This window comes from Geitlerinema sp. PCC 9228, from assembly GCF_001870905.1.
In the GTDB taxonomy this organism is placed as follows: domain Bacteria; phylum Cyanobacteriota; class Cyanobacteriia; order Cyanobacteriales; family PCC-9228; genus PCC-9228.
Map to the genome: position 1 here is coordinate 1 of NZ_LNDC01000105.1, position 21,315 is coordinate 21,315.

At 43.4% G+C, this 21,315-nt stretch carries 20 protein-coding genes and 3 pseudogenes; 9 read left to right on the top strand and 14 right to left on the bottom strand.

What is annotated here, in order from left to right; all coding sequences use genetic code 11:
- Window positions 1–346 precede the first annotated feature (346 nt).
- From AS151_RS11220 to AS151_RS20780, 6 genes and pseudogenes are all read left to right on the top strand, one after another.
- A complete protein-coding gene (locus AS151_RS11220; RefSeq protein ID WP_071517148.1) occupies window positions 347–748 on the top strand; it encodes a hypothetical protein in 402 nt (133 codons plus the stop codon).
- A 12-nt stretch (window positions 749–760) separates the two neighbouring features.
- Window positions 761–1,411, top strand: coding sequence for a DcrB-related protein (locus AS151_RS11225; RefSeq protein WP_139240623.1), 651 nt, complete (start codon window positions 761–763; stop codon window positions 1,409–1,411).
- A 495-nt stretch (window positions 1,412–1,906) separates the two neighbouring features.
- On the top strand, window positions 1,907–2,227 hold the full coding sequence (locus AS151_RS11230) for a hypothetical protein (protein ID WP_071517150.1): 321 nt from the start codon (window positions 1,907–1,909) through the stop codon (window positions 2,225–2,227).
- Window positions 2,193–2,720 carry a COP23 domain-containing protein gene (locus AS151_RS11235; RefSeq protein WP_084639530.1) on the top strand — a complete coding sequence of 176 codons (528 nt, stop codon included), beginning with the start codon at window positions 2,193–2,195 and terminating at the stop codon, window positions 2,718–2,720. Before AS151_RS11230 ends, AS151_RS11235 begins: the two co-directional genes overlap by 35 nt.
- A 47-nt stretch (window positions 2,721–2,767) precedes the next feature.
- On the top strand, window positions 2,768–5,326 hold the full coding sequence (locus tag AS151_RS11240; protein ID WP_071517152.1) for a tetratricopeptide repeat-containing serine protease family protein: 2,559 nt from the start codon (window positions 2,768–2,770) through the stop codon (window positions 5,324–5,326).
- A gap of 276 nt (window positions 5,327–5,602) precedes the next feature.
- Window positions 5,603–6,381: pseudogene (locus AS151_RS20780) on the top strand (IS5 family transposase); the annotation flags it as partial.
- A 251-nt stretch (window positions 6,382–6,632) separates the two neighbouring features.
- Here AS151_RS20780 and AS151_RS11250 read toward each other — a convergent pair.
- The 11 genes and pseudogenes from AS151_RS11250 to phnG all read right to left on the bottom strand — a co-directional run bounded on the left by AS151_RS11250 (window position 6,633) and on the right by phnG (window position 15,430).
- Window positions 6,633–7,223: pseudogene (locus AS151_RS11250) on the bottom strand (Uma2 family endonuclease).
- 33 nt (window positions 7,224–7,256) lie between these two features.
- A complete protein-coding gene (locus AS151_RS11255) occupies window positions 7,257–7,976 on the bottom strand; it encodes an ATP-dependent Zn protease (protein ID WP_244532979.1) in 720 nt (239 codons plus the stop codon).
- A gap of 41 nt (window positions 7,977–8,017) precedes the next feature.
- Window positions 8,018–8,701, bottom strand: a complete 684-nt coding sequence (locus AS151_RS11260) for an HAD-IA family hydrolase (RefSeq protein ID WP_071517193.1) — start codon at window positions 8,699–8,701, stop codon at window positions 8,018–8,020.
- Between the two features lie 83 nt (window positions 8,702–8,784).
- Complete coding sequence (locus tag AS151_RS11265) at window positions 8,785–9,390, bottom strand: hypothetical protein (protein ID WP_071517155.1); 606 nt, start codon at window positions 9,388–9,390, stop codon at window positions 8,785–8,787.
- 5 nt (window positions 9,391–9,395) lie between these two features.
- The gene (locus tag AS151_RS11270) at window positions 9,396–10,532 is read right to left on the bottom strand and encodes an alpha-D-ribose 1-methylphosphonate 5-triphosphate diphosphatase (RefSeq protein WP_071517156.1); all 1,137 of its coding nucleotides are present in this window, start codon (window positions 10,530–10,532) and stop codon (window positions 9,396–9,398) included.
- Window positions 10,533–10,575: 43 nt separating this feature from the next.
- Window positions 10,576–11,316, bottom strand: a complete 741-nt coding sequence (gene phnL / locus AS151_RS11275; protein ID WP_071517157.1) for a phosphonate C-P lyase system protein PhnL — start codon at window positions 11,314–11,316, stop codon at window positions 10,576–10,578.
- Window positions 11,317–11,516: 200 nt separating this feature from the next.
- Window positions 11,517–12,287 (bottom strand): phosphonate C-P lyase system protein PhnK, encoded by a 771-nt coding sequence (gene phnK, locus AS151_RS11280; RefSeq protein ID WP_071517158.1) that lies wholly within the window; start codon window positions 12,285–12,287, stop codon window positions 11,517–11,519.
- A gap of 32 nt (window positions 12,288–12,319) precedes the next feature.
- Window positions 12,320–13,165 carry an alpha-D-ribose 1-methylphosphonate 5-phosphate C-P-lyase PhnJ gene (locus tag AS151_RS11285; protein WP_084639531.1) on the bottom strand — a complete coding sequence of 282 codons (846 nt, stop codon included), beginning with the start codon at window positions 13,163–13,165 and terminating at the stop codon, window positions 12,320–12,322.
- Between the two features lie 58 nt (window positions 13,166–13,223).
- A complete protein-coding gene (locus tag AS151_RS11290; protein WP_071517160.1) occupies window positions 13,224–14,312 on the bottom strand; it encodes a carbon-phosphorus lyase complex subunit PhnI in 1,089 nt (362 codons plus the stop codon).
- A gap of 38 nt (window positions 14,313–14,350) precedes the next feature.
- Complete coding sequence (gene phnH / locus AS151_RS11295) at window positions 14,351–14,944, bottom strand: phosphonate C-P lyase system protein PhnH (RefSeq protein WP_071517161.1); 594 nt, start codon at window positions 14,942–14,944, stop codon at window positions 14,351–14,353.
- A 30-nt stretch (window positions 14,945–14,974) separates the two neighbouring features.
- Window positions 14,975–15,430 carry a phosphonate C-P lyase system protein PhnG gene (phnG, locus tag AS151_RS11300; RefSeq protein ID WP_071517194.1) on the bottom strand — a complete coding sequence of 152 codons (456 nt, stop codon included), beginning with the start codon at window positions 15,428–15,430 and terminating at the stop codon, window positions 14,975–14,977.
- Window positions 15,431–15,535: 105 nt separating this feature from the next.
- On the opposite strand from phnG, the gene phnF reads away from it, so the two are divergent.
- Together phnF and AS151_RS22815 are read left to right on the top strand one after the other, a co-directional pair.
- Window positions 15,536–16,303, top strand: a complete 768-nt coding sequence (gene phnF / locus AS151_RS11305; RefSeq protein ID WP_071517162.1) for a phosphonate metabolism transcriptional regulator PhnF — start codon at window positions 15,536–15,538, stop codon at window positions 16,301–16,303.
- 220 nt (window positions 16,304–16,523) lie between these two features.
- Window positions 16,524–16,755, top strand: a pseudogene (locus AS151_RS22815) (hypothetical protein); the annotation flags it as partial.
- Window positions 16,756–16,851: 96 nt separating this feature from the next.
- Here AS151_RS22815 and phnE read toward each other — a convergent pair.
- The 3 genes from phnE to phnC all read right to left on the bottom strand — a co-directional run bounded on the left by phnE (window position 16,852) and on the right by phnC (window position 20,044).
- Window positions 16,852–17,625: a phosphonate ABC transporter, permease protein PhnE gene (phnE, locus tag AS151_RS11310; RefSeq protein WP_071517195.1), complete on the bottom strand. Its 774-nt coding sequence runs from the start codon at window positions 17,623–17,625 to the stop codon at window positions 16,852–16,854.
- Window positions 17,626–18,086: 461 nt separating this feature from the next.
- The gene (gene phnD / locus AS151_RS11315) at window positions 18,087–19,160 is read right to left on the bottom strand and encodes a phosphonate ABC transporter substrate-binding protein (RefSeq protein WP_071517163.1); all 1,074 of its coding nucleotides are present in this window, start codon (window positions 19,158–19,160) and stop codon (window positions 18,087–18,089) included.
- A gap of 86 nt (window positions 19,161–19,246) precedes the next feature.
- On the bottom strand, window positions 19,247–20,044 hold the full coding sequence (gene phnC / locus AS151_RS11320) for a phosphonate ABC transporter ATP-binding protein (RefSeq protein WP_071517164.1): 798 nt from the start codon (window positions 20,042–20,044) through the stop codon (window positions 19,247–19,249).
- A gap of 883 nt (window positions 20,045–20,927) precedes the next feature.
- Between phnC and rpsU the strand changes: the two genes are divergently transcribed.
- Window positions 20,928–21,104 (top strand): 30S ribosomal protein S21, encoded by a 177-nt coding sequence (gene rpsU / locus AS151_RS11325; RefSeq protein WP_071517165.1) that lies wholly within the window; start codon window positions 20,928–20,930, stop codon window positions 21,102–21,104.
- The last annotated feature ends 211 nt before the right edge of the window (window positions 21,105–21,315 follow it).

Sequence of the window (21,315 nt, forward strand, 5' to 3'; positions counted from 1 at the left end):
GGTAGGTCTGGCACACTTTACGGTGGGATACATTCTCACCTATGCCGCCTTCCTCATCGCCAGTACGGCTAGCAAGTTTGGTTAGGGGGATCTCCCAAAACTGTCTTGCCTAGCTAGTACCTAGCAACCAACAACCCCCCCGCCAGTTTGGTGGGGGGATTTTTTGATGGGGGATGAGGTGGACAAAACTGGTCAATTTGGTTATATGTTGTAGTGGAAAAAAGAAAAATTGAAGATTCAGTTGGTGCAAAGGAAAAAATTTTTTCCTATAATGCTATAATAAATAATAGCGTAATGCATTTTTATATTTTACGATTGATACAGCGTCAAGCCAAGGTTTCTCAAAATGATGGATCCGTCAAATTTTACTGCACCCGTAATAGCGGCTTTAACCGCAGTTAAAGCTTTTGAAAAAATCGGTCACCACACAGGAGATGCTATTTGGGAATCTGGTGACAGACTAGTCGCAATTTTGCAAAACAGATTTCCCAAAATTGTAAAATCAATTCAGGAAATTGCTGGCCAGGAAAATGGGGACTCTAAAAATCAGCAAATAAAAGCCCTAGCTTCCGAGGTTGAACAAGCAATGGAAAATGATCGCGAACTAAAAGATATAGTTACCTATATTTCTAAGACAGTTCAATCGTCTGAGGAAAACATTCAAAATATGTACAAAGTAGCTGAGAAAGTTGGCTTTCTTATCCAAGGAGGTAATTCTGACTTTAGGCAATCTACGTTTAATTTTTGAGTAAATACTAGATTGTCTATTTCCCAAAAGGAAGACCATAAATATCTTATAAAAGTTATCCAGAAAATTGTAAGTTTAGTTTCGATAACTACAGCAGTTATACTAGTTTCTCTCTTGAATGTTTATACACTTCCTAAAAACTTTCATCTTCAGTGTTTTGAGTATCTTCAAACCCGCTTGATTCAATGGGAAAGTTTTAAAAACAGTAATTGTAGTGTAATGTTAAAGTACCCTAATTTTTGGGAATACGAGCTTCAAGATCAATTTTGGGGACCATTTGTTGCAGTTTTTAGTAATCCAAATGAATTTAATACAAAAGTTTCAGTAAGTCTAGAAACTTTAACTAAGTTAATGTCATTAGAGGACTATGCGGATAGTAAAGAGAAAGAAATCAAAATACATAGCAAAAACAGCAAAATATTGGAAAGAAAATATACAACAATATCAAACAGAAAAGCAGTAAAAATAACCTATACTTATATTAACAGCAACCGTAATCGAACATCAATAAAAAGAGAGGTGATCGTAACTCTTTATGAGAAAAAAGCATACTTACTTTCTTTTGAAGCCAAAATCGAAAAATTTTCTGAATCTTATTTTATATTTAAAAATATCAAAAGAAGTTTTCAAATATCATCAAATTTTTGTAAAAAAAAACGATAAATATGGCTCTTTCGAACTTACTGTGTAAAAAATAATTAGATTTTGCCATAAAAATGGAAAGAAAATACAACGTTTATTGTCTGTAATATCCGAATGACTGGACTTGAGCGTCGTATTTTTATTGTAAAATTTACATATCTATTTCCTATCAAATTCTACCTGAGGTGAGAAGATGCCCTCCAATCCGGAACTAAAATCAATGACAAAACTTCTTAACCTAGATGGTATGAAGGTTAAGGACAATCGATTTTTAGACCAAATAGGAATTTGTCTTTATATCGAAAACGAAACAAAAGAAATTGTCTTTCCAAAATGTGGAAAAGAGACCAATAAGATTCACCAAAATCACTACTCTGCCGTTAAAGACTTGCCTTTGATGGAGCAACCCGTTTATCTACAAGTCAATCGTCGCCGTATGAGATGTTCCCACTGCGGTAATATCTTTTGTGAAGATTTAAATTTTCTTCCTAGAAAACGAAGGTATACGAAACGATTTTGCCAGCAAGTTTGTCAAGAGCCTGGGAAGGAAGTATTAGCAAAACTGCCAAGAAATATCAAGTTAGTGAACAAGAGATCGAAACGATGCTTCCAGATTTAGAACGAGAGTTCATCGCGGAGAAACCCGAGCGTGTTAAACGCTTAGGAATTGATGAAATTGCTATTGTTAAAGGTCAAAAAAACTATTATGCCATCTTTGTAAATTTGGACACAGGGCATCGGTTTTTGGGAAAAACGAACAGAAGAGGAGATAACGCTATAGGTAAAAATAATAAGTTAAGTTATGAAAAAAACACTACAAGCTTTCATATCATTTAATATTCTTAAATTTTCTATAAAAATTTTTATGAGTTATATACTACTTCTATTTTTAGGATCCCCAAAAGCTTATCCTTCAAATACTTTTTACTGTACAGTGCGAAATAGTGTTTTTACTACAATGGTTAGAATAAACTCTAAGAAAATCCCTTTTATATACTGGAGATTTGAAGATTCTATTAATAATTTAACACCAGAGGAAAGGTGTAAAATAGCATCTGATAACTTGCAAGCAGCTCAAGACAATAATATGCTCGACCAAATTTCATATGGATATATAGAAGATCAACCAACAATCTGTATTGTCGATAAGAAAAGCGAGGAATGTAACGAACCTATCATAATGCTTTCCCCGGGAACTGATCCTAAATCTGTATTATTACAAATGCTCGACTTAAGAGGTATTGTAGATGGTGAAGTTATTGAACAAAACTCTCGGGGTAGAGTGTACGTTAATATTTCTGAATATATTAGTAATATTCCACCCGATTAATCACTGATATTTGTAGCTAAACATAGTTAATCCAACAAAATCCAACAATGCGAAAAACAAAAGACACGAGTATTTTAAATTTTTTTATTGAAACCAGTCCAAAGATAAGAGTTTCAATAAAACTGAACTTTTTCTTATTGATTGTTTTTGCAATTTTATTTTGCTGCAATGCAAAAAAAATTACTGCCGGAACAACACAGAGTCAAAACTTAATTTTAGATAAAGAAAAATTAGTATCCCAAAAAAAGAAAAGTAAATTAATTTCTCAAGACGTAAATCAAATCATGAGAGAAACAACTGTTTTAATCAAAAAAAATAGAATAGTTGGTAGCGGTGTTTTAGTTGCAGCAGAAGGTAAAAAGCATTACGTTTTAACGGCTGCCCATGTTTTGAAACATGGTTCAGGGTATAGAATTATCCTAGAAAATGGCGAAAAATATAATGCATTTATAGTTATAAAAAAAATACCAGGCTTAGACTTAGCGTTATTAAGTTTTGAGAGTATAAATGATTATCCAATAGCTACTTTATTAAATAGTTCTATATCCAGCAATCCTATGAATGCTAATTTTAATGCTAAAGCGTCATACATATACAACTTAAGAGATTCCAAATCAAAAAATACTCCAATTATAAGTTGTGGTCTCTTGTTTGGAGAGCCCTTTGCATCAATTATACGTCAATCTACAATATACGAAAACGATGGATACGATTTGGTATACACAAATGTAACTAAACAAGGATTAAGTGGTAGTCCAATTTTTAATGATAGAGGTCAAGTAATTGGAATTCATGGTCGTGTAGAAGGAGATAACTTAAGCAATATTAGTTCACTTTCAATTGGTTTTAGTCTTGGAATACCAATTCAATATTTCATAAAAGTTATAAATCAAACTTCTTTAAATTTATCTTTAGTAACTGAAAAGGAAAACATAGATACTACATATAGATCTTTTTTTGATGGATTTGAAAATTCAACCTGCTCAAACTCCATTAATCCTCCTGGGTCAACAGCAACTGCTATTGAATGGGGGAACTATGCAAATTCTATGTTACGAAGCTTTCAATTACAAGAAGCTTTAAATGCATATAATAAAGCATTGAACAACAATTATAATGGTGAATTATATCATTTTTGGTACGGTAGAGGAATAACTTTAATTTTAATGGGGCGTATCAATGAAGCTGCAAGTAACTTTAATAGAGCTTTATCTTTAGTAGATGGAATGTTAATTGGTAGAGAAGATTCACAACATTTAATTAAAACAGCTAAGGTTTTATTACTTCGTTTTAAAGCAATTTTAGAAGATAACATATTAAACAGAATTAAAATATACAGAAAAGCATTAGCGATCGATCAAAATAATTTTCAAGTATGGTTATCAATTGCACAAGCATTAGAAAGTCTCGGCAGATACTCTGAAGCTCTTGAAGCATACAATGAAACTTTGCACATTTATCCTGAATTTACAGAATCAAGATTATACAAAAGCATTATTTATATTAAAATTAATAAATATAATTTAGCTATAGAGGAACTTAGTCGTGCTATTAAAATAGATCCCAGAGATCCACAACTTTATGCACTAAGGAGTATAGTTTATGAAAAAATTGGAAATAACGAAAAATCAAAAGAAGACCGAGAAATAATTAGACAATTAGTTGGTCAACTAGGAACTAGATATGTGGATCACATAATACGCACTACACGATTATTATATGCATCGAATACAAATCCAGAAGATTCTCTAGAACATACAATTGAAACCACTGAAGTTTTAGTAGAAGGCATGAGGTTAAACGGTGTTGATATTCTTCCATTTGAATTTGATATATCAGAAGTGTTTGGAGAAGTTGCAAGCTCAATTAGATCTTTTGACAATCAATCACCAAATATGGATGATATTTCATCAGATTATTTTAATAGATTTTTAAATAATTTTATAGGATCTATAGTAGGAGCTATAGAAAATAACAGCGAGCTAAATATAGAACCTGAAATATCCGATAAAATACTAGAAATTGTCAAATTACAGCAAGAAATACTAAATTTAAATGAATTAGAAAATTTTGATTATAAATATTCTGAATTTATGAATATTTTAGGGAGTTTTAATACAAATGAAAATATTGTTGTTTTTAGTGAATTCTATAGCACGATCAAGTTAAATTTTTTATCTGCAATTTATATAAAACAACTACTCAAAAAGAACGAAAGTCCTACAATCAAAATAAATGAACTTAAACGGCGTATAGCGAATGAAGTAAACCATATGATAACACAAAAGCAAAATTTATCTTCTACTGCCATAGCTTACGCTTTTCAAAGTGGATTTCGCGAAGAATTAAATAATGATGAAAGAGCTGTGTCGGACTTAACCAGGGCAAGAAATTTACTTCAAGATGTAGACAGTGTTTTATATTTTTACAGAGGCTTAGGCTTTATGGTGGCAGGTAATTTTGAATTAGCTCAGCAATCAATTGAAACTTCTATAAGCTTAGATACTGGTTCAGAGAAATCTCAAGAATTTTTCGATTTTAGTTTTTTTAATCATTATGAACTTAGGGTTATTATTGACAATATTTTGTATGGTAAGCCTAATTAATTATATGAAATCCGGTTAATCACTTTGAATTAAACTTCGATCTACAAAAAAATTACAATATAGCAGCAATTCTCATTTTGAAAAATCAACTTGTGTTGGGAGGAAGGTTGAATTCAAGCCCATCAAGCATAAAGTTTAGAAGATGGTCCCCACTATCGAAACAGCTGTAACGGGTTAAGAGAGCGTTCCTAAAGAAAATCTAAAAAGTCTTGACATCCCGTAAACAGAGTCGATAGAAAACTTTATCGAGGTGCATTCTGTGAAACTGGAGGAAGTATGAGTAAACGTAAGCGTTACCCCAGTGATTTAACTGATGCCGAATGGAAACTGATTGAACCTCTGATTCCGAAACCAAAACCTCGCGGACCTAAGAAAAACGTAGACGTACGGGAAGTGCTTAATGGCATCTTCTATTTTCTTTATGAAGGGTGCCAGTGGAGAGCCTTACCTAAAGATTTACCACCTTGGACAACGGTTTCCAATTATTTTCGCAAGTGGCAAAGAAAAGGAATTTGGGTTCAAATCCAGCATACTTGAAGACACCGGGTCCGGGAAGCGGAAGGTCGAAATGTAGAAGCTTCTGCTGGCATTATGGATTCGCAATCGGTAAAAACCGGTCAAAAAAGGGGGAGGTCTATGGCTACGACGGTGGCAAGCAAATCAAGGGACGTAAGCGACATATATTGGTAGATACCCAGGGTTGGCTTCTGGGTACCGTGGTGAGTGAAGCCAATATGCCAGAACGATTGGGTGGCATGGCTGTGTTACTGGCTTTTCTCCCTCAAGCACGTTGCCTATCTTGGATTTGGGTAGACCAAGGTTACCAGGGAGAAAAGTTTGCCAAAGCTGTGAAACAGCTCATCAACGCTCGGGTGGAAGTGGTCAAACGTAGTCAAAAGCAGGGATTTCAAGTTTTACCTAGACGATGGGTTGTGGAAAGAACTTTTGCTTGGCTGCTGCAACATCGACATTTAGCGGTTGATTGGGAAAAGCTACCAGAAATTAGCGAAAATTTCATTCATATTGCTATGATTCGCCTGATGCTGAAACGCTTAGCGAAAATACCTTCAGCTTCTCAAAGCAACCAACAACCCCCCCGCCAGTTTGGTGGGGGGATTTTTTGATGGGGGATGAGGTGGACAAAACTGGTCAATTTGGTTATATAGTGGAAAAAAGAAAAATTGAAGATTCAGTTGGTGCAAAGGAAAAAATTTTTTCCTCCCTGCCCGGTAAGGGGAAACAAAATTTTTTGAAGACGTTTCGCTCAAACATCTAACCTGGACAAAAATAGTTTTGCAAAGATTTGTTAAGGAAGTTGGCAAATAGACGGCAAATTAAAAACCAAACCAGGCAACATATCTTCTCCAGAAAGGGAATTGGGAGATATTAACTGTTCCACCGCGCGATCGCGACGATAGATTTCCACTTGCTGGCTTTCAGGAACAATGAGCCATCCCAAACGAACGCCCGTATCGATATACTCTTGCATCTTGAGCTGCAAATCGGAAAATCGTTGGTTTTGCAAATCGCTGGGGCTAACCAGCTTAATAACAAAATCGGGAGCCAGGGGTGGAAAGCCTCGCCGCTATTGTTGATTTAGAGCTTCCCATCGCTGGCGTTGAGCCCAGGCAAAATCGGGCGATCGCATAGCTCCATTCGGCAGAGCAAAAATCGTAGAAGCATCAAACCCCACCCCCAGTTGGCTGCGTTCGTTCCACAGCAGCAAATCCTTGTACAGCAGAAAATTGAAATTCCCAGCCTCCCCACCTGTAGGTGGCATAACAACTAATTCTCCCCCGGCAGTCAGTTCCAATCGAACTTGGTCGTTGGCTGTTACGAGTTTTGCAAATTGAGAGGGAGTTATATAAAAATTTTGGGGAATTTTAATCGTATTCATGGCATCCACTTCCATGAAATGGCGAAAAAAACATTAGGCTGCCAATCGCTGAATGCCCGTTTCCCTTTCTAGGAGTTGGTAACACTCGGAAACCGGCTGTCGCTGCTTCATCGCTTCCACCAATAAAGAATAGGCTTTCCAGTGGGCTTGCAATAACGTACGAGCTTGCTCCCTTGCCAGGCGTTCTTTTTGTTTTTGATTGAAACTAGAAGGTTCCGTAGCTGCTAAAACCGCCCGTAACTTTTGCAAATCGTCGCCGCCACCTTCCGCTTTCTCGTAAACCAGCTTCTCTGCAGCAATACCAGCCATCCAAACTGTAAAATAATTTTTTAAAATCGGCGAAGACATCCATTGCGATTTGGCAACCAGATACTTGTGCTGAGCTGTGTCGAAGCATTCATCGGAAAATTCAACACCTCCCCTAGCGGGATACCCTTGGCGGTGAGCTTCCCAAGCTGTCAACGCATAGTTGGTTACCGGAATATCCAGCAAATAGGCAACCAAAAAATGCCCTGCCTCATGATAGGCAACCCGATCGCAATATTCGGGCGATCGCCGGGCTACCCAATCTACAAATAAGGTAGCTCCCTTTCCTTCAAATCCCCATTGGTCTGCTGCCAGCAAACCCAACAAGCCAAACACGCCTGCCGCCGGAATTGCTTGGGAGTAATCCAGCAAAGGAGCGAAAACGCTAGCCATGGTAAAAACAAAAATCGCGATCGCGACCAAATTAAAAGTCGTTTGACTCATCATCGTTGCTAAAAATATATCTTTCCAGCGATCTACCCTTCCTATTATGACGCCTCAAACGCTGGTAGCGACCAAACCGACGGATCGATATCCGCCAAAGAAGACAAAAAGACCGTTCCTTCCGGATACAAACTGCGATCGGCATCCGCTGCCGGTACCACCACCACCGACATACCCGCTGCCCTAGCTGCCAACACCCCAGCCGGAGAATCCTCAAACACCAAACAAGTTTCTGGCGGTGCTTGCAAGCGTTCCGCTGTCACCGTAAAAATATCCGGTTCTGGTTTGCCCTGTTTGACCGCCGGGTCGTCTCCCAACACCACGCAGTCAAAAATCGAAAACCATTCTTGGTGGCGACTGGTTTTTAGAGAAAACGGATAGCGAGCGGTACTGGTGGCAACCGCTTGGGGAACACCGTGGCGGTAAAGGTGGTACGTTAGCCGCACTGCCCCAGGCATGGGTTTGGCACGGGGAAACAGTTCAAACAAATATTCGTTGCGTCGATCCATATATTCTTTCGCCGTCAGCGGCAACGAAAGAGTTTCCACCGCCAACTGTGCCGATTCGATGGAAGGACGACCGGTCATTTGGGATTTCAACGCTTTCGTAAATGTCTTGCCGTGGGCACGTGCCAAGGTGGCGTTTACTTGAGCGTGTAAGGATTCCGTATCCAACAGCAGACCGTCTAAATCGTAAATAACGTGGGAAATTTGTTTGCTCGTTTCCATAGAAAATACACGCAAAAAAACGCAAGCCTTCACCCTACGGCATCCAGTATGCCAGATGCGTGGGATTTCTCAGACGGTCGCTTTTAATACAGCGGCCAGCATTGATGGCAGGTCCAATACATTTCGCATCTGCGATCGCTGGTAGTGGGAGAAGTCGAACGGCTGGTAACCGGCGAAACCGAATTGCGATCGCGAATGTGGCGTTGGTAAAACCTCAACTCCCATTCCAAAGGTGCCTTGGGTTCGATAAGTTCTTGGGCAATTTCTGCTAAATGCTCGTGCTGCTGCAGATCAAAATCGTACGCCAGGGAAAGATGCAACCAATTTTTGGGACGCAACGCTTCCCCACCTCTGCGGGCATCTACTTTTTGAATAAAGTTAGCAATCAGTTCTTTAATCCACTCCGAATGCAGTTCTATACCATGCCAATCCTGGCGAAACGTCATTTGGGAAATCTCGATCGCCGGTTGCGGACAAGTCGCGATCGCATGGCACCAAACCTCGTGCAACGCCTGCAAGTAGCTCGTTACCGAGGTGACTTCATCGCGAAAAAATCCGGTTAAGCTACAATGGGGCATGTACTTGTGGGCGGTGTTGGCTCCGCATTCGATGCGGGTGCGGTGGAAATACGATTCTACTTGGCGAGAAAATTCTCCCACCGGACAAGCATAGACAATATACGTACCCATGATGGTTAGGCGACTCGCTTTCCGCTACGAATAACAGCACTCAATCGCGGCACATTTCCATCATCGCGTACGCAAACCAAATCTGCCCGTTTTCCTATTTCCAAACTACCGCGATCGCCGAACAAGCCAATAGCTTTGGCGGGATTGCTGGTCACCAAACGCATGGTTTCGTACAATGGTTTTCCTGTCTTTTCGCTAACGATAAACACCGATTGTAACAAACTGTGCGGAACGTAATCGGAAGATAAAATATCCCCAAACCCTTGGGCAATTAAATCCATAGCCGCCACATTCCCAGAATGGGAACCACCCAGTACCACATTGGGTGCCCCCAACAATACTTGCAAGCCCCGATTGTGGGCGGTTTGAGCGGCTTCGACTGTGGTGGGAAATTCCGCGATCGCAGCGCCATCTTTGACGGCTTCCTGTACGTGGTCTGCGGTGGCATCGTCGTGGCTGGCAAGGGAAATGCCCCGTTGCTGGGTTAAATTCACCAAAGCCTGGCGATTTTGTTGGGCGTATCTCTGTTGGTTTTGTTGGCGGGAACGAATAAATTCCTCCATTTCTGCTGCCGAAATGCCATGTTTGCCCATGTAATATTCTTTGTACTTGTCAATACTGACAAACTGGCGTTGCCCTGGGGTATGGTCCATTAAAGAAATTAAAGTCAGCAAGGAATTATCGGCATATTGTTCCGCTACTTCGCAAACACTTTCGTAGGATAATTCGCAGCGTAAATGCAGGCGATGGTCAGCAGCAAATTTCTGTTCTTTTTGTCCTTTTTCAATAACATCAATGGCGGGGGCAAAATCCCTCAAACGCCGGCTTCCTGGTTTGATATCTCCAATAGCGATCGCATCGCAAACGGTGGTAATCCCCGCACCAATTAAATCGCGATCGTGATAGGTGGCTGCTGCTTCTAAAGGCCATTCAATTCCCGGACGCGGCGACATACATTTTTCTAAATTATCGGTATGCAGTTCGATCGAACCAGGCATTAAAATTTCCCCTTCACCATTTTTTCCTTGGTTGACTATACCCGGCTGAATATCCGCGATCGCGCCATCTCTAACTACCAACGTTCCCAAAATTTCTTCATCGGGAAGCTGCAATCGATAGTTGGTATAAATTTGTTCGTTCATGGTGCTATCAATTCCCTAAAAACCAGCAAAAAACATCAATAAATTATCGCTCAAAAACCAGCTCGCAGTTGCAAACTTGAGAACGTACATCTTGGTCGTGGAAAATCCCAATAATGGCACATCCCTGAGATTTTTTCTCTTGAATACTGTCGATAATAACCTGACGGTTGGCAGCATCCAAAGCCGATGTAGGTTCGTCTAACAAAAAAATAGGATAATTAACAGCAAACGCACGGGCAACATTTACCCGCTGTTGTTCCCCTCCCGAAAAGGTAGTTGGCGACAAATGCCACAGCCGTTCTGGTAACTGAAAACGAGCAAACCATTCTTTCACTTTTTGATAGGCTTGTTCTGGTTGTTCTCCCAGTTCTAACAACGGTTCTGCTGCTACTTCAATGGCTGGTACTCGGGGAATTACTCGTAAAAATTGACTGACGTAACCAATGGTTTTTCGACGGATTTCCATGAGTTCGTGGGGCAACAATTGGGGAAGATTTACCCATTTCCCCTCATGTTTGACCCAAATCGCACCGCCATCCAAACCGTAATTGCCATACAGCGATCGCATAAATGTAGATTTCCCAGAACCAGAAACCCCCGACAAAGCCACACATTCCCCAGGATAAACGGTTAAAGAAACCCCCTGCAAAACCGGCAACTCAACACCACCCTGATTGTGCAAGATAAAACTCTTGTATAAATGGCGAGCTTGCAATAAGAATGTTGCTGTTTCATCCGGGGAATTTTTCTGATGGGTAGCTATATGAAACGATTCCGAAACCATAGCAATTTGCTTTTGTTCTAGATTGACCTATCCTATTTTCTAGGGTGGGCAGGGCACACCCTACTACGAGCGCATCTAGGCTAAAATCGTGGGTAACTAAATAGCTAGATTGTTTCCAAAATAGAAACTTTAGCGATTGCTTTACCTACCAAATTAAAATAGACATGCTACTACTACCGTTTTGGTAAAAAAATTTTTCCCTAAGGCGTTAACGTAGCACTCACCAATTGCTGCGTATAAGCATGACTGGGGTCATCTAAAACTCGATCGGTAATTCCCGCTTCTACAACTTCTCCATTTTTCATAACCAACAACCGATGGGCAAGCAATCTAACCACACCAATATCGTGGGTCACCAAAATTACACTCAGATTTAAAGTACGTACCAGCGATCGCAACAAATCCAACAAACGAGCTTGTACGGAAACATCCAATCCCCCCGTCGGTTCGTCCATCAAAACCAACCGAGGCTGCGTCGCCAGGACCCTCGCCAGTTGCAAGCGTTGCTGCATTCCCCCAGAAAACGTATGGGGCAATCCATCCAAGCGATCGCTGTCAACTTCCACCTGTTGCAGCCAATAAGCCGCATCCGAGCGAATTTTACCGTAGTTGCGTACCCCCAAATCCAACAAACGTTCGCCAACATTGGCACCCGCTGTCACACCCATACGCAAACCATCCTGGGGATTTTGCCGCACAAATCCCCATTCCGTACGCATCAAATGGCGGCGTTGGGATTCGTCAATGTGCAACATTTCCCAAACTTCACCATTTTTATCGGTATATCGAACGCTCCCATTTTCAACAGAAATGGCTCCAGCGATCGCATTCAGCAGCGTTGTTTTCCCCGAACCCGACTCGCCAACAATTCCCAAAACTTGCCCCGGATACAAATCAAAGGAAATGCGATCGCACGCCCGAATTTCTCCATATTCTTTCTGAATATTCTTAACAGTCAACAACGGTTCCATAATTCCCCCAAAAGTTCGCACCTCTCTGCCAACTACGACTGCCGAGACTGACAATAATCCGTATCCGAACAAATCCACATTCTGGTTCCCTGGTCGTCAATCACCACCTCATCGAGATAGCTTTCTGTAGAACCGCAAAACCCACAGGCATGGTCCCATTTTTGTACCGAAAACGGATAATCTTCAAAATCCAAACTTTTCACTTTTGTATAGGGAGGAATGGCATAAATACGTTTTTCTCTCCCTGCCCCAAACAACTGTAAAGCCGGACTCATATTCATTTTGGGATTGTCAAATTTGGGAATGGGACTGGGACTCATCAAATAGCGATCGTTCACCATAACCGGATAATCGTAAGCCGTCGCGATCGCACCATATTGGGTAATATCCTCGTAAAGCTTGACATACATAGAACCGTATTCCTGCCAGGCATGCATTTTCTTCGCCTCCGCCACCGACGGTTCCAACCAACGCAACGGTTCTGGAATGGGAACTTGATATACCATAATTTGTCCCGGTTGTAAAGGCGTTTCCGGAATGCGATGGCGGGTTTGAATTATCGTTGCCTCATTGGTTTTTTCCGTGGTTTTCACACCACAAACCTTCGCAAAAAAACGGCGAATATTCACCGCATTGGTGGTATCATCCGCCCCCTGGTCAATTACCTTCAAAACATCATCTTGGCCAATCGTGGAAGCCGTCACCTGAACGCCACCCGTTCCCCATCCATAAGACATAGGCATTTCCCGCGAAGAAAACGGAATTTGATGCCCGGGAATCGCGATCGCTTTCAAACAAGACCGCCGAATCGAACGTTTGGTTTGTTCGTCCAAATAGGCAAAATTAAACCCCAATTCCGTATCTTGATATACAGACATAACCAATCTCTTCCATAAAAACCTTTGTGTCTTTGTGGTTCCCAATCATTGAATTTTTCTACTGCGAATCTTTTTTTTGACGAATCCGCATATCCCGCAACATATTCAACTCCGCCTGAAAATCAATATAGTGGGGTAATTTTAAATGTTGCACGAACCCTTGAGCCTCCACATTATCCGAATGGGAAAGCACAAATTCTTCATTTTGAGCCGGACTTTCCGCCGATTCGCCCAATTCTTGCGATCGCAAAGCCCGATCGACCAAAGCCATCGACATCGCCTTGCGTTCGTTATAGCCAAACGTCAACCCATATCCCCGAGTAAACTGCGGTGGCACCTCCTTGCTACCCGTAAATTGGTTCACCATCTGCACTTCCGTAATATCAATTTCCGCGATCGCCACCTCAAAACCCAACTCCTCCGGGAAAATCGCCACTTCCACCTCACCCACCCGAATTTCCCCAGCAAAAGGATGGTTTTTTCCATACCCTCTTTGCGTAGAATAGGCAAGACTCAACAAAAAGCCTTCATCCGCACGGGCTAAATTTTGCAATCGAGCTTCCCGAGAGGCGGGAAAATTTAAAGGCTGTCGCGTTAAATCGTCCACTGAATCCTTTTTCGTAGCATTTTCCGGCTGAATCAAACCTTCTGCCCCCAGAGCATCGATGGCTGGTGGCATATCGGAGGTTGCTGTGGTATCGCCGTCTTCGGTTTCCGGTGGTTGGGGTTGGTTTCCTTCGGCAGCCAATTTAAAATCCAGCAAACGGTGTATGTAATCAAACGTTGCCCCCAGTTGTTGCCCGCCGGGAACATCTTTAAAGATGCTGGAAATGCGGCGATGGACCTGCATTTGGCTGGTATCGATGGGCTGGCTGTAGTACCAACGCGGTAATGTGGTGCGATAGGCTCTCAGTAGAAAAATCGCCTCGACCACATCTCCCCAAGCCTGTTTGATGGCTAGTGCGGCAAGTTCGCGATCGTACAAACTGCCTTCGCACATGACACGATTGACAGCCAAAGTCAATTGTTCTTGGATTTGTGCCAAACTCAACTCTGGCGTATTGGGGTCGCCGCGACGCCAGGCTTGCAGCAAAGCTTCGGCATTGCGAATGGCTTTTTCGCCACCTTTTACGGCTACGTAAGCCATACAAGTTCCTCCTATTCTAGAAATATTGCGGATGGTGTCTACAAACTGACCTGGGTGGTACGGGGCAAACCCAGAACTTGCTCTTCGGTAAAGAAAACGATATCTACGCCGAGGGGGTAGCGACGGGTATTTTGCTGCCACTGTTGCCAAAAGTCTGGTGGCATGCCCACTAGGGAAAGCTCGCATGGGTGCAAAATTCCCGGTCCGCTACAGGAAACGGTGGGAAGATTGGGAGATTGGGCAAAACTCGGTAGTTGTACGAATAATGTGGTCGAGCGTTCCGGGTCGAGTGCCGTACCGGGGCAAAAGGCAGATAGTGCTGGCATGGCAAGGGAATCGCCAATAATGGCAAAGTCAGCCGCTGGTGGGGAATCGCTGAAACGACAGCCGGTGTGAAATAGCAGCCATTCGCGAACTTGGGCGGAAAATCCCGGTTGCAGCCAGACTTGGGTTTCCAGATCCAGCAGGGTCAGGCAAGCAACGGCACATCCATTGTTGAGACCGGTTGGGGGTTGCAAGCGTATGGGCAGGGGTCTGGGTTGAGCTGGCTGGGATAGGGCTGTTAGCAATTCGCGGAAGGTTTGTTGGGCGTCGGTTATGGGTTGGGCAAACCCTGGTTGTTGCACTGTCATGATTTTATTTTGGGATATCGAGAAAAAGAATTATTCTCCACGGAGCAAGGTGAAAAAGTCTACCTTGGTGGTTTCGCATTGGCGTTGGGTTTGTTGTTTTTGGTGTTCGGCGATCGCTTGTAGGGGGTCGATAACGTTGGTTTGGACTTGGAGTTGCCACTGGGGATGCTGCATCAAAGCATCGCAGACGGCAGCTATTTCTGCATGGCGGTGCGATCGCCCGGCTACATAGCCGAATCCGTTGTATCCTTCCATTTTTACGACACAACGGGTTACGGTCATTTCCCCTAAGTTGAAGGGATTGCCGGTGCCACCGGTACGACCGCGGACCATAACCAACCCGATTTCTGGCGATCGCAAAAACTTGTAGTCGGGAAGGGAAGACAGTTGCCCGAAGTAAGCTTGCAGGTCTGGGAGGGAGGCTTTGGCTAGGGTTGCCATCCACTGCTTTCGTCTAGTTGTGGTAGAACAGTCACCAGAATTCATGGCAATCTTCAAAATTTGGGTTCGGTATGTATCTTGGCTTACATTACCCCACAAAATTTGATATTATATAGATGTCTATACAACTATAAGTAGAGCATACTGGATATGAAAGCAATTGACAATTCCCAACCGGAAAAATTTACCCTTCGGCATTCTAGCTTGCCAATTTATGCTCAAATTGCCGAAGAACTCCGCAATGATATCCAAAAGGGCATGTATCAAGTAGGCGATCGCTTGCCCACCGAAGCCCAACTCAGCCAGCATTTTGGCGTCAATCGCCATACCCTACGTCGAGCCATTTCCGAACTGAAAAACGAAGGCTTGCTACGAGTAGACCGCGGTCGGGGCACCTTTGTTGCCGCCACGCCTATTTACTACGCCATTAACAGTCGGGTTCGTTACAACGAATCCCTAAAAGCTCAAGGACTCGAACCGAAAATGCAACTGCTGCGTGTCATTCAAACCGAAGCCGATGCGGCAGTTGCCAAAGCGTTGCAATTGCCCCTTAGCGATCCCGTGGCTTTGGTGGAACGGTTTGGTTTAGCCAACGAACAACCCATCTGTTTGAACAGCAGCTACTTTCCTTTGCAGCGTTTTCCCGATTTTGTAGAAAAGTGCCAGCATCTTACCCTCATTTCCATTTCCAAATTTCTACAGGAAAACTACAACTGCGACCACATCCGGCAATCGACGCGGGTTTCCACTCGTTTGGTGAATCCCCAGGATGCCCAACGGTTGTCTTTACCTGCCAGCCTGCCGGTCTTGGTGGTGGAATCCATCAATATCGATAGCCAGCAGCATCCCATTGAATACGGCATTACCCGATTTCGCGGCGATCGCGTGGAACTGGTTTTCGACAACCAATCCCCATAAGAACCAATTACAAGATAAAGACGGAAGCTTGAAAGCCCTGCCTCTTTCCCAGCCGGAAGGAAAAGCAACCCGTGCGGCGGTCGCCGCCGTCAAAATCCAGTCAATGTACTAGAATCTAGAAAAGCAGGCGAACTTTTATAAACTTATTTTTGTCCATCATGTTGACTCTCAGCTACGAATTTAAACTCAAGCCGACATCCCGCCAGATTCACGCTTGTTGAAGTTGGCTCACCGTTGGTGCCACCAAGCTAACAGCATTTTTGCCGAGGCCCTGAATTTGAAAGCTCTTAGGCGAGGTCAGTTAGCCAAATTTTGTCTCGATGCGGCTTGGAAGGACTCATTTTTGCTCCCACTGCGGCAGCGGAACCCATCGAGACGTGGCAGCAGCACAAGTGGTTTGGAATCGAGGTATCGCAAGTATGTCCACCACAGAGTGGACAAATGCTCGTTGAGCGTCCCTGTGGCCGGGGATGGACTAGTTCATAGCGAATCTCTTCACAGGCACATCCAATGAAGCGAGAAGCTCACGAATTCTATTGGTGAGAGTGTCAAACCAACCAACCGCGTAATTTTCCAGAAACCGTATCGATAGACCCCGTAGCCAGCACCAAAATAATTAAAATTGCACATACTTTTTGATACTCAAAGGACATAAAACTCTGATAGAGGGAAACCCCAATGCCACCGGCACCCACAATTCCCACCACCGCCGCCGAACGTACGTTCGACTCGAAACGATATAAGGCAAACGATGCCCACAAAGGAATTACCTGGGGAATCACGCCAAAAATAATTTCTTGGATTTTGCTGGCACCCGTGGCACGAATTCCCTCTACTGGTCCGGGGTCGATTGCTTCCACTGCCTCTGAAAACAGTTTGCCTAAAATACCAGTGGTGTGTACGGATAAAGCCATAACTCCGGCAAAGGGCCCCAATCCCACGGCGGTAACAAACATCAATGCAAAGACAATTTCGTTAATGGCTCGCATGGCATCGAGGAATCGTCGCGTGGGTTGTACCACCCAAACCGGACTGATGTTTCCCGAAGCCAGTACGGACAGAGGGATAGCAGCTATAGCAGCCATTAAGGTTCCCCAAATTCCCATGGAAATGGTGACTAGGGTATCCCCTAGATAGGTTTTCCAATAGGTAAAATCTGGGGGAAAATAGGCAATTAAATAGGTGCCAATATTGCCACTGCCCTGAAATAGGGTGATGAAGTTTAGCTCGCTTTGCCAGTAGGAAAGAATTAAAATTGCGATCGCGATCGCCAAATAGCCAATTCGCAAGGGAGTAATGCGTTTTTGCTCCCGTTCCAACATGGCAGTAGCTGCCAGCGAAAATTCCTGCTTCTGGTCTTTGGAAAAATAGCTAGATTGATTGCTAGACTTCATAGCTGCGATTGCCCTTTGTCGGTATAAAAATGTGACTTGGAAATATTCAGAAAAGATGTGATTGGGTTGACAATCTATCGGATGTTTTTATGAAAATCTGCCAACGGTTCGGAGTCAGTTTCTGAATGTTACACTGGCATTGGGCAGGATGGCAATCGAAATCCCTCCCCTTGTTAAGGCTGGCCATGAGCTTGACCAAGAGGGATGGTATTCCCACCATTGCTATCTTACAAAATTTTCTATTTTCCTTCTAGGGCCACTTCACGAAGCCCCCTTATAAAAACGCCCCCATTGTCTCTCGAAACTGGGATGTGATGTATTGCATATAAATATCCCCTTTTTTACGGGGATACAAGCAGGAAAAACCTAAATTCTTGTTTGGGAAAATATCAAGTTGTACTCAAACTTTCCAACTGTTTGTTTAGCTCTTCCAGCCGGCTTTCTTTTTCCGATGGTTGCAAATCAGGATTTGATTTTATTTCCATAATTTGGCGACCAATGTCCAATTCTCGTACCGTATCCCAACGGGAATCATCGGCTTCCTCAAAACCAGACCATCCCAGTGGTTCCAAAACTGACTCCTCAGAATAATTATAGAAAAAGTTGCGAATTTTTTCTTTCAAACTATCCGGTAAATCTTGGCGATAGGCAATTGGATCGGAAGGAATAATGGGAGAGGTCCAAATGGTTTCGATTTTGTCTCTTGCTTGGGGATTGGTTTCTTCCAAACGAGACAAAGATTCGTTGTTGTTGGTAGCCACATCCACTTGATTGTTGGCTACTGCCAAAGCAGTCGCTTCGTGACTGCCAGCGAAAACCACTTTTTCAAACGCTTCTTTGGGGTCTACATTATTTTTGGCGAAAATATAATAGCTGGGAACCAAAAAACCAGAAGTAGAGTTGGGGTCGTTAAAAGCGAAGGTAAGGTCCGAAGCATTTTCTAGAACGTATTTATCTCCTCCCATGTCTTTGGCTTGGGAGATAAAAGGTTGGTTGCGGTTGGCAATCAAATGGGAGTAGTATCCTTTTTCTCCCTCCGTTCCTACGGTGAGAGCGAAAGCCTCCGCATTGGCCCGTTTGGCAGCTTCAATATAAGATTTGCCCCCATACCAAGCCACCTGCACTTTTTTGAAACGCATGGCTTCAATAACGCCGGCGTATTGCGTCGCGTAAAAGGCTTTTACAGGCATACCGATTTCTTCCGACATAGCCTGTACGAAAGGTTCCCAAATGGGTTTTTGATTGGCTTGGGATTCGGTGGAAATAATCCCAAAGTTAATGGTGTCTACATCTAAGGTATCGTCGCCAACAGCTGCTTCGGAAGCGGTGGTATTGGTGGTTCCGGATTGGTTGCCGGCACCTTGGTTTTCGGAGGGATTGCCGCCGCAACTAGACAGAAGTTTGGCACCACTTAGGGAAAGAGCAAATAAAGAAGCGGATTGAACAAACAGACGTCTTTTCATAATGGGCTGCCTCTCACAATTGTAGGTGGACTGGATAGGAGTTCCTTTAGGAATAGGTTTGCTTCCCCATTTCTTCTAGCATCAAATCAAACAGCAAGTTCTCCATGTCCTCGGAAAATCAGCTCTTCAGCTGCTGCACCATAAATGCTATTGAGCTTCGCTTCATCCAGAGCTTGGGTAGGACCGTCAAAAGCAATTTCTCCGTCTGTTAGCGCGATCGCGCGTTGAAAATACTGCCTGACCATTTGAATTTGATGCAAAGCAGCAACGATGGTAATCCCGTTTTCGCGATTGAGGGTAGCGAGCAATTCCATTACTTTTCTAGCAGATTCTGGATCTAGAGAAGCAATGGGTTCGTCGGCTAAAATAATTTTGGCTCGCTGCATCAAACAACGTGCGATCGCAACCCGCTGTTGCTGACCTCCAGACAGCCACGCTGTTCGCTTATAGGCTTGGTCGAGGATTCCCACCCGTTCCAAAGCTGCTAGCGCTTCCAACTTTTCTTGGCAGCTAAACCAGCGTAAGGCCGATCGCGTTAAAGAAACGTTGGCAATGTTTCCCACCAGCACGTTTTCCAGTACAGTGAGGCGGTTGACCAAATTGAATTGTTGGAAAATACAGCCAAGATGGCTGCGCAAATGTCTCACTTGTGAATGTAGCTTGCCCGCCGACTGCAGGTTGGTATCCCACAGGCGAACCTTACCGCTATCGGCTACCTGCAAGCCGTTGAGATTGCGCAGCAAAGTCGATTTTCCCGAGCCAGAAGCCCCCACCAACGCAATGGTTTCTCCTTCTGCAACCGTAAACCCTACATCTTGCAAGGCTACTTTGCCTTTGAAACGCTTGGTGAGATGGCGTACTTCGAGTACTGTACTGGTAGTCAAGTCGATATTTAAGGATAGTCAATCTACAACACCAGAATATTCTCAGATGTTGGGGTTAACAGATGGCTAAGTTCTGGTTATTTTTATATTAATTTACCGCAACTTGCCAAAAAACACTAGCATTCAGGCGCTCAGCGGGAGTTCGGATCGCGATGGTGCCGGTTGAGCTCTGGTGTAGCGGTCCGGCCACTCAACAGCCTTTCTTTGATGCTTGCGTGTGCTTTTCAAAGAAAAAATATCAATTAAAAAAAATCTCTAGTGGGTAGAGCGCGATCGAAATCATAATATAAATTCGTTTTGCTGGTGTTGCTTGGGCTGCTAAACGCTGCAGCCGAATTCGCAGATGATTTGGTTGGTGAATGGCTAAGAATTTAAGTAAGACTGTTTCTATAGAAAACGACGATAGCAAGTTCGGACTGAAGGCTGCTAAACAGATAGCGGTTGGTATTTGGTAGATAATCTGAAGCAAGGGCTCTAACTTTCTGCAAGCGTGACCGTTCGGCTTTGCCAGCTACGTACTCGCCGCCACAGCCGCACCAGCAAAACCAACAGCACAGCCAAGCAATGAACCGAAAGCTCCTAACAATTCCTTCCAGCCTCTACCAATGGCAACAACTCCGACAAATCGCTACAAGCATTGATGTTCGCAGCAGAAACAACGACCAATCCTATTCGTTATAATTAGAATCTAGGAGAGCTTTGTTCGTCCATTGTCCTTGACTTTGTTTCGATAGAGAATTGTTGTATACTCTATACCTCTTAGGGGAGAGATTCCTACTGAAATAGGGAACCTCCCGCAGTTAAAGGATAGTTTTCCATACCCTTTTGTAGCCAGGCTCAACAGCCAATTGTACGCACAGACAACCTGTAAGGAGGATACAGAATGACCCAAGTGGTGGTTGGAGAAAACGAAAAACTAGACTCTGCCCTGCGTCGTTTTAAGCGCCAAGTTTCCAAAGCTGGAATTTTTGCCGAAATCAAACGTCGGCGTCACTACGAAACCCCCATTGAAAAGCGCAAGCGTAAGGCAGTAGCACGTCGCAAAAAACGCTATCGTTGAAACGTTCTAACCACAAAATGCCTCTTTGGTGGCAACCTGGGATTCCTCTGGCATAAAGATGGCAACCCATTTCCGCTTCCTGCGGAAGTTGCCAAGGAGGCCAGCGAGGTTCCAGCGATCGCTCCCCCCGGTCAGACCGAACAAAAAGCGATATCCCCTTCTGCGCGCACGGTGGCAAAATCCCATAGAACAACGGGAGTGCCCGTCGTCG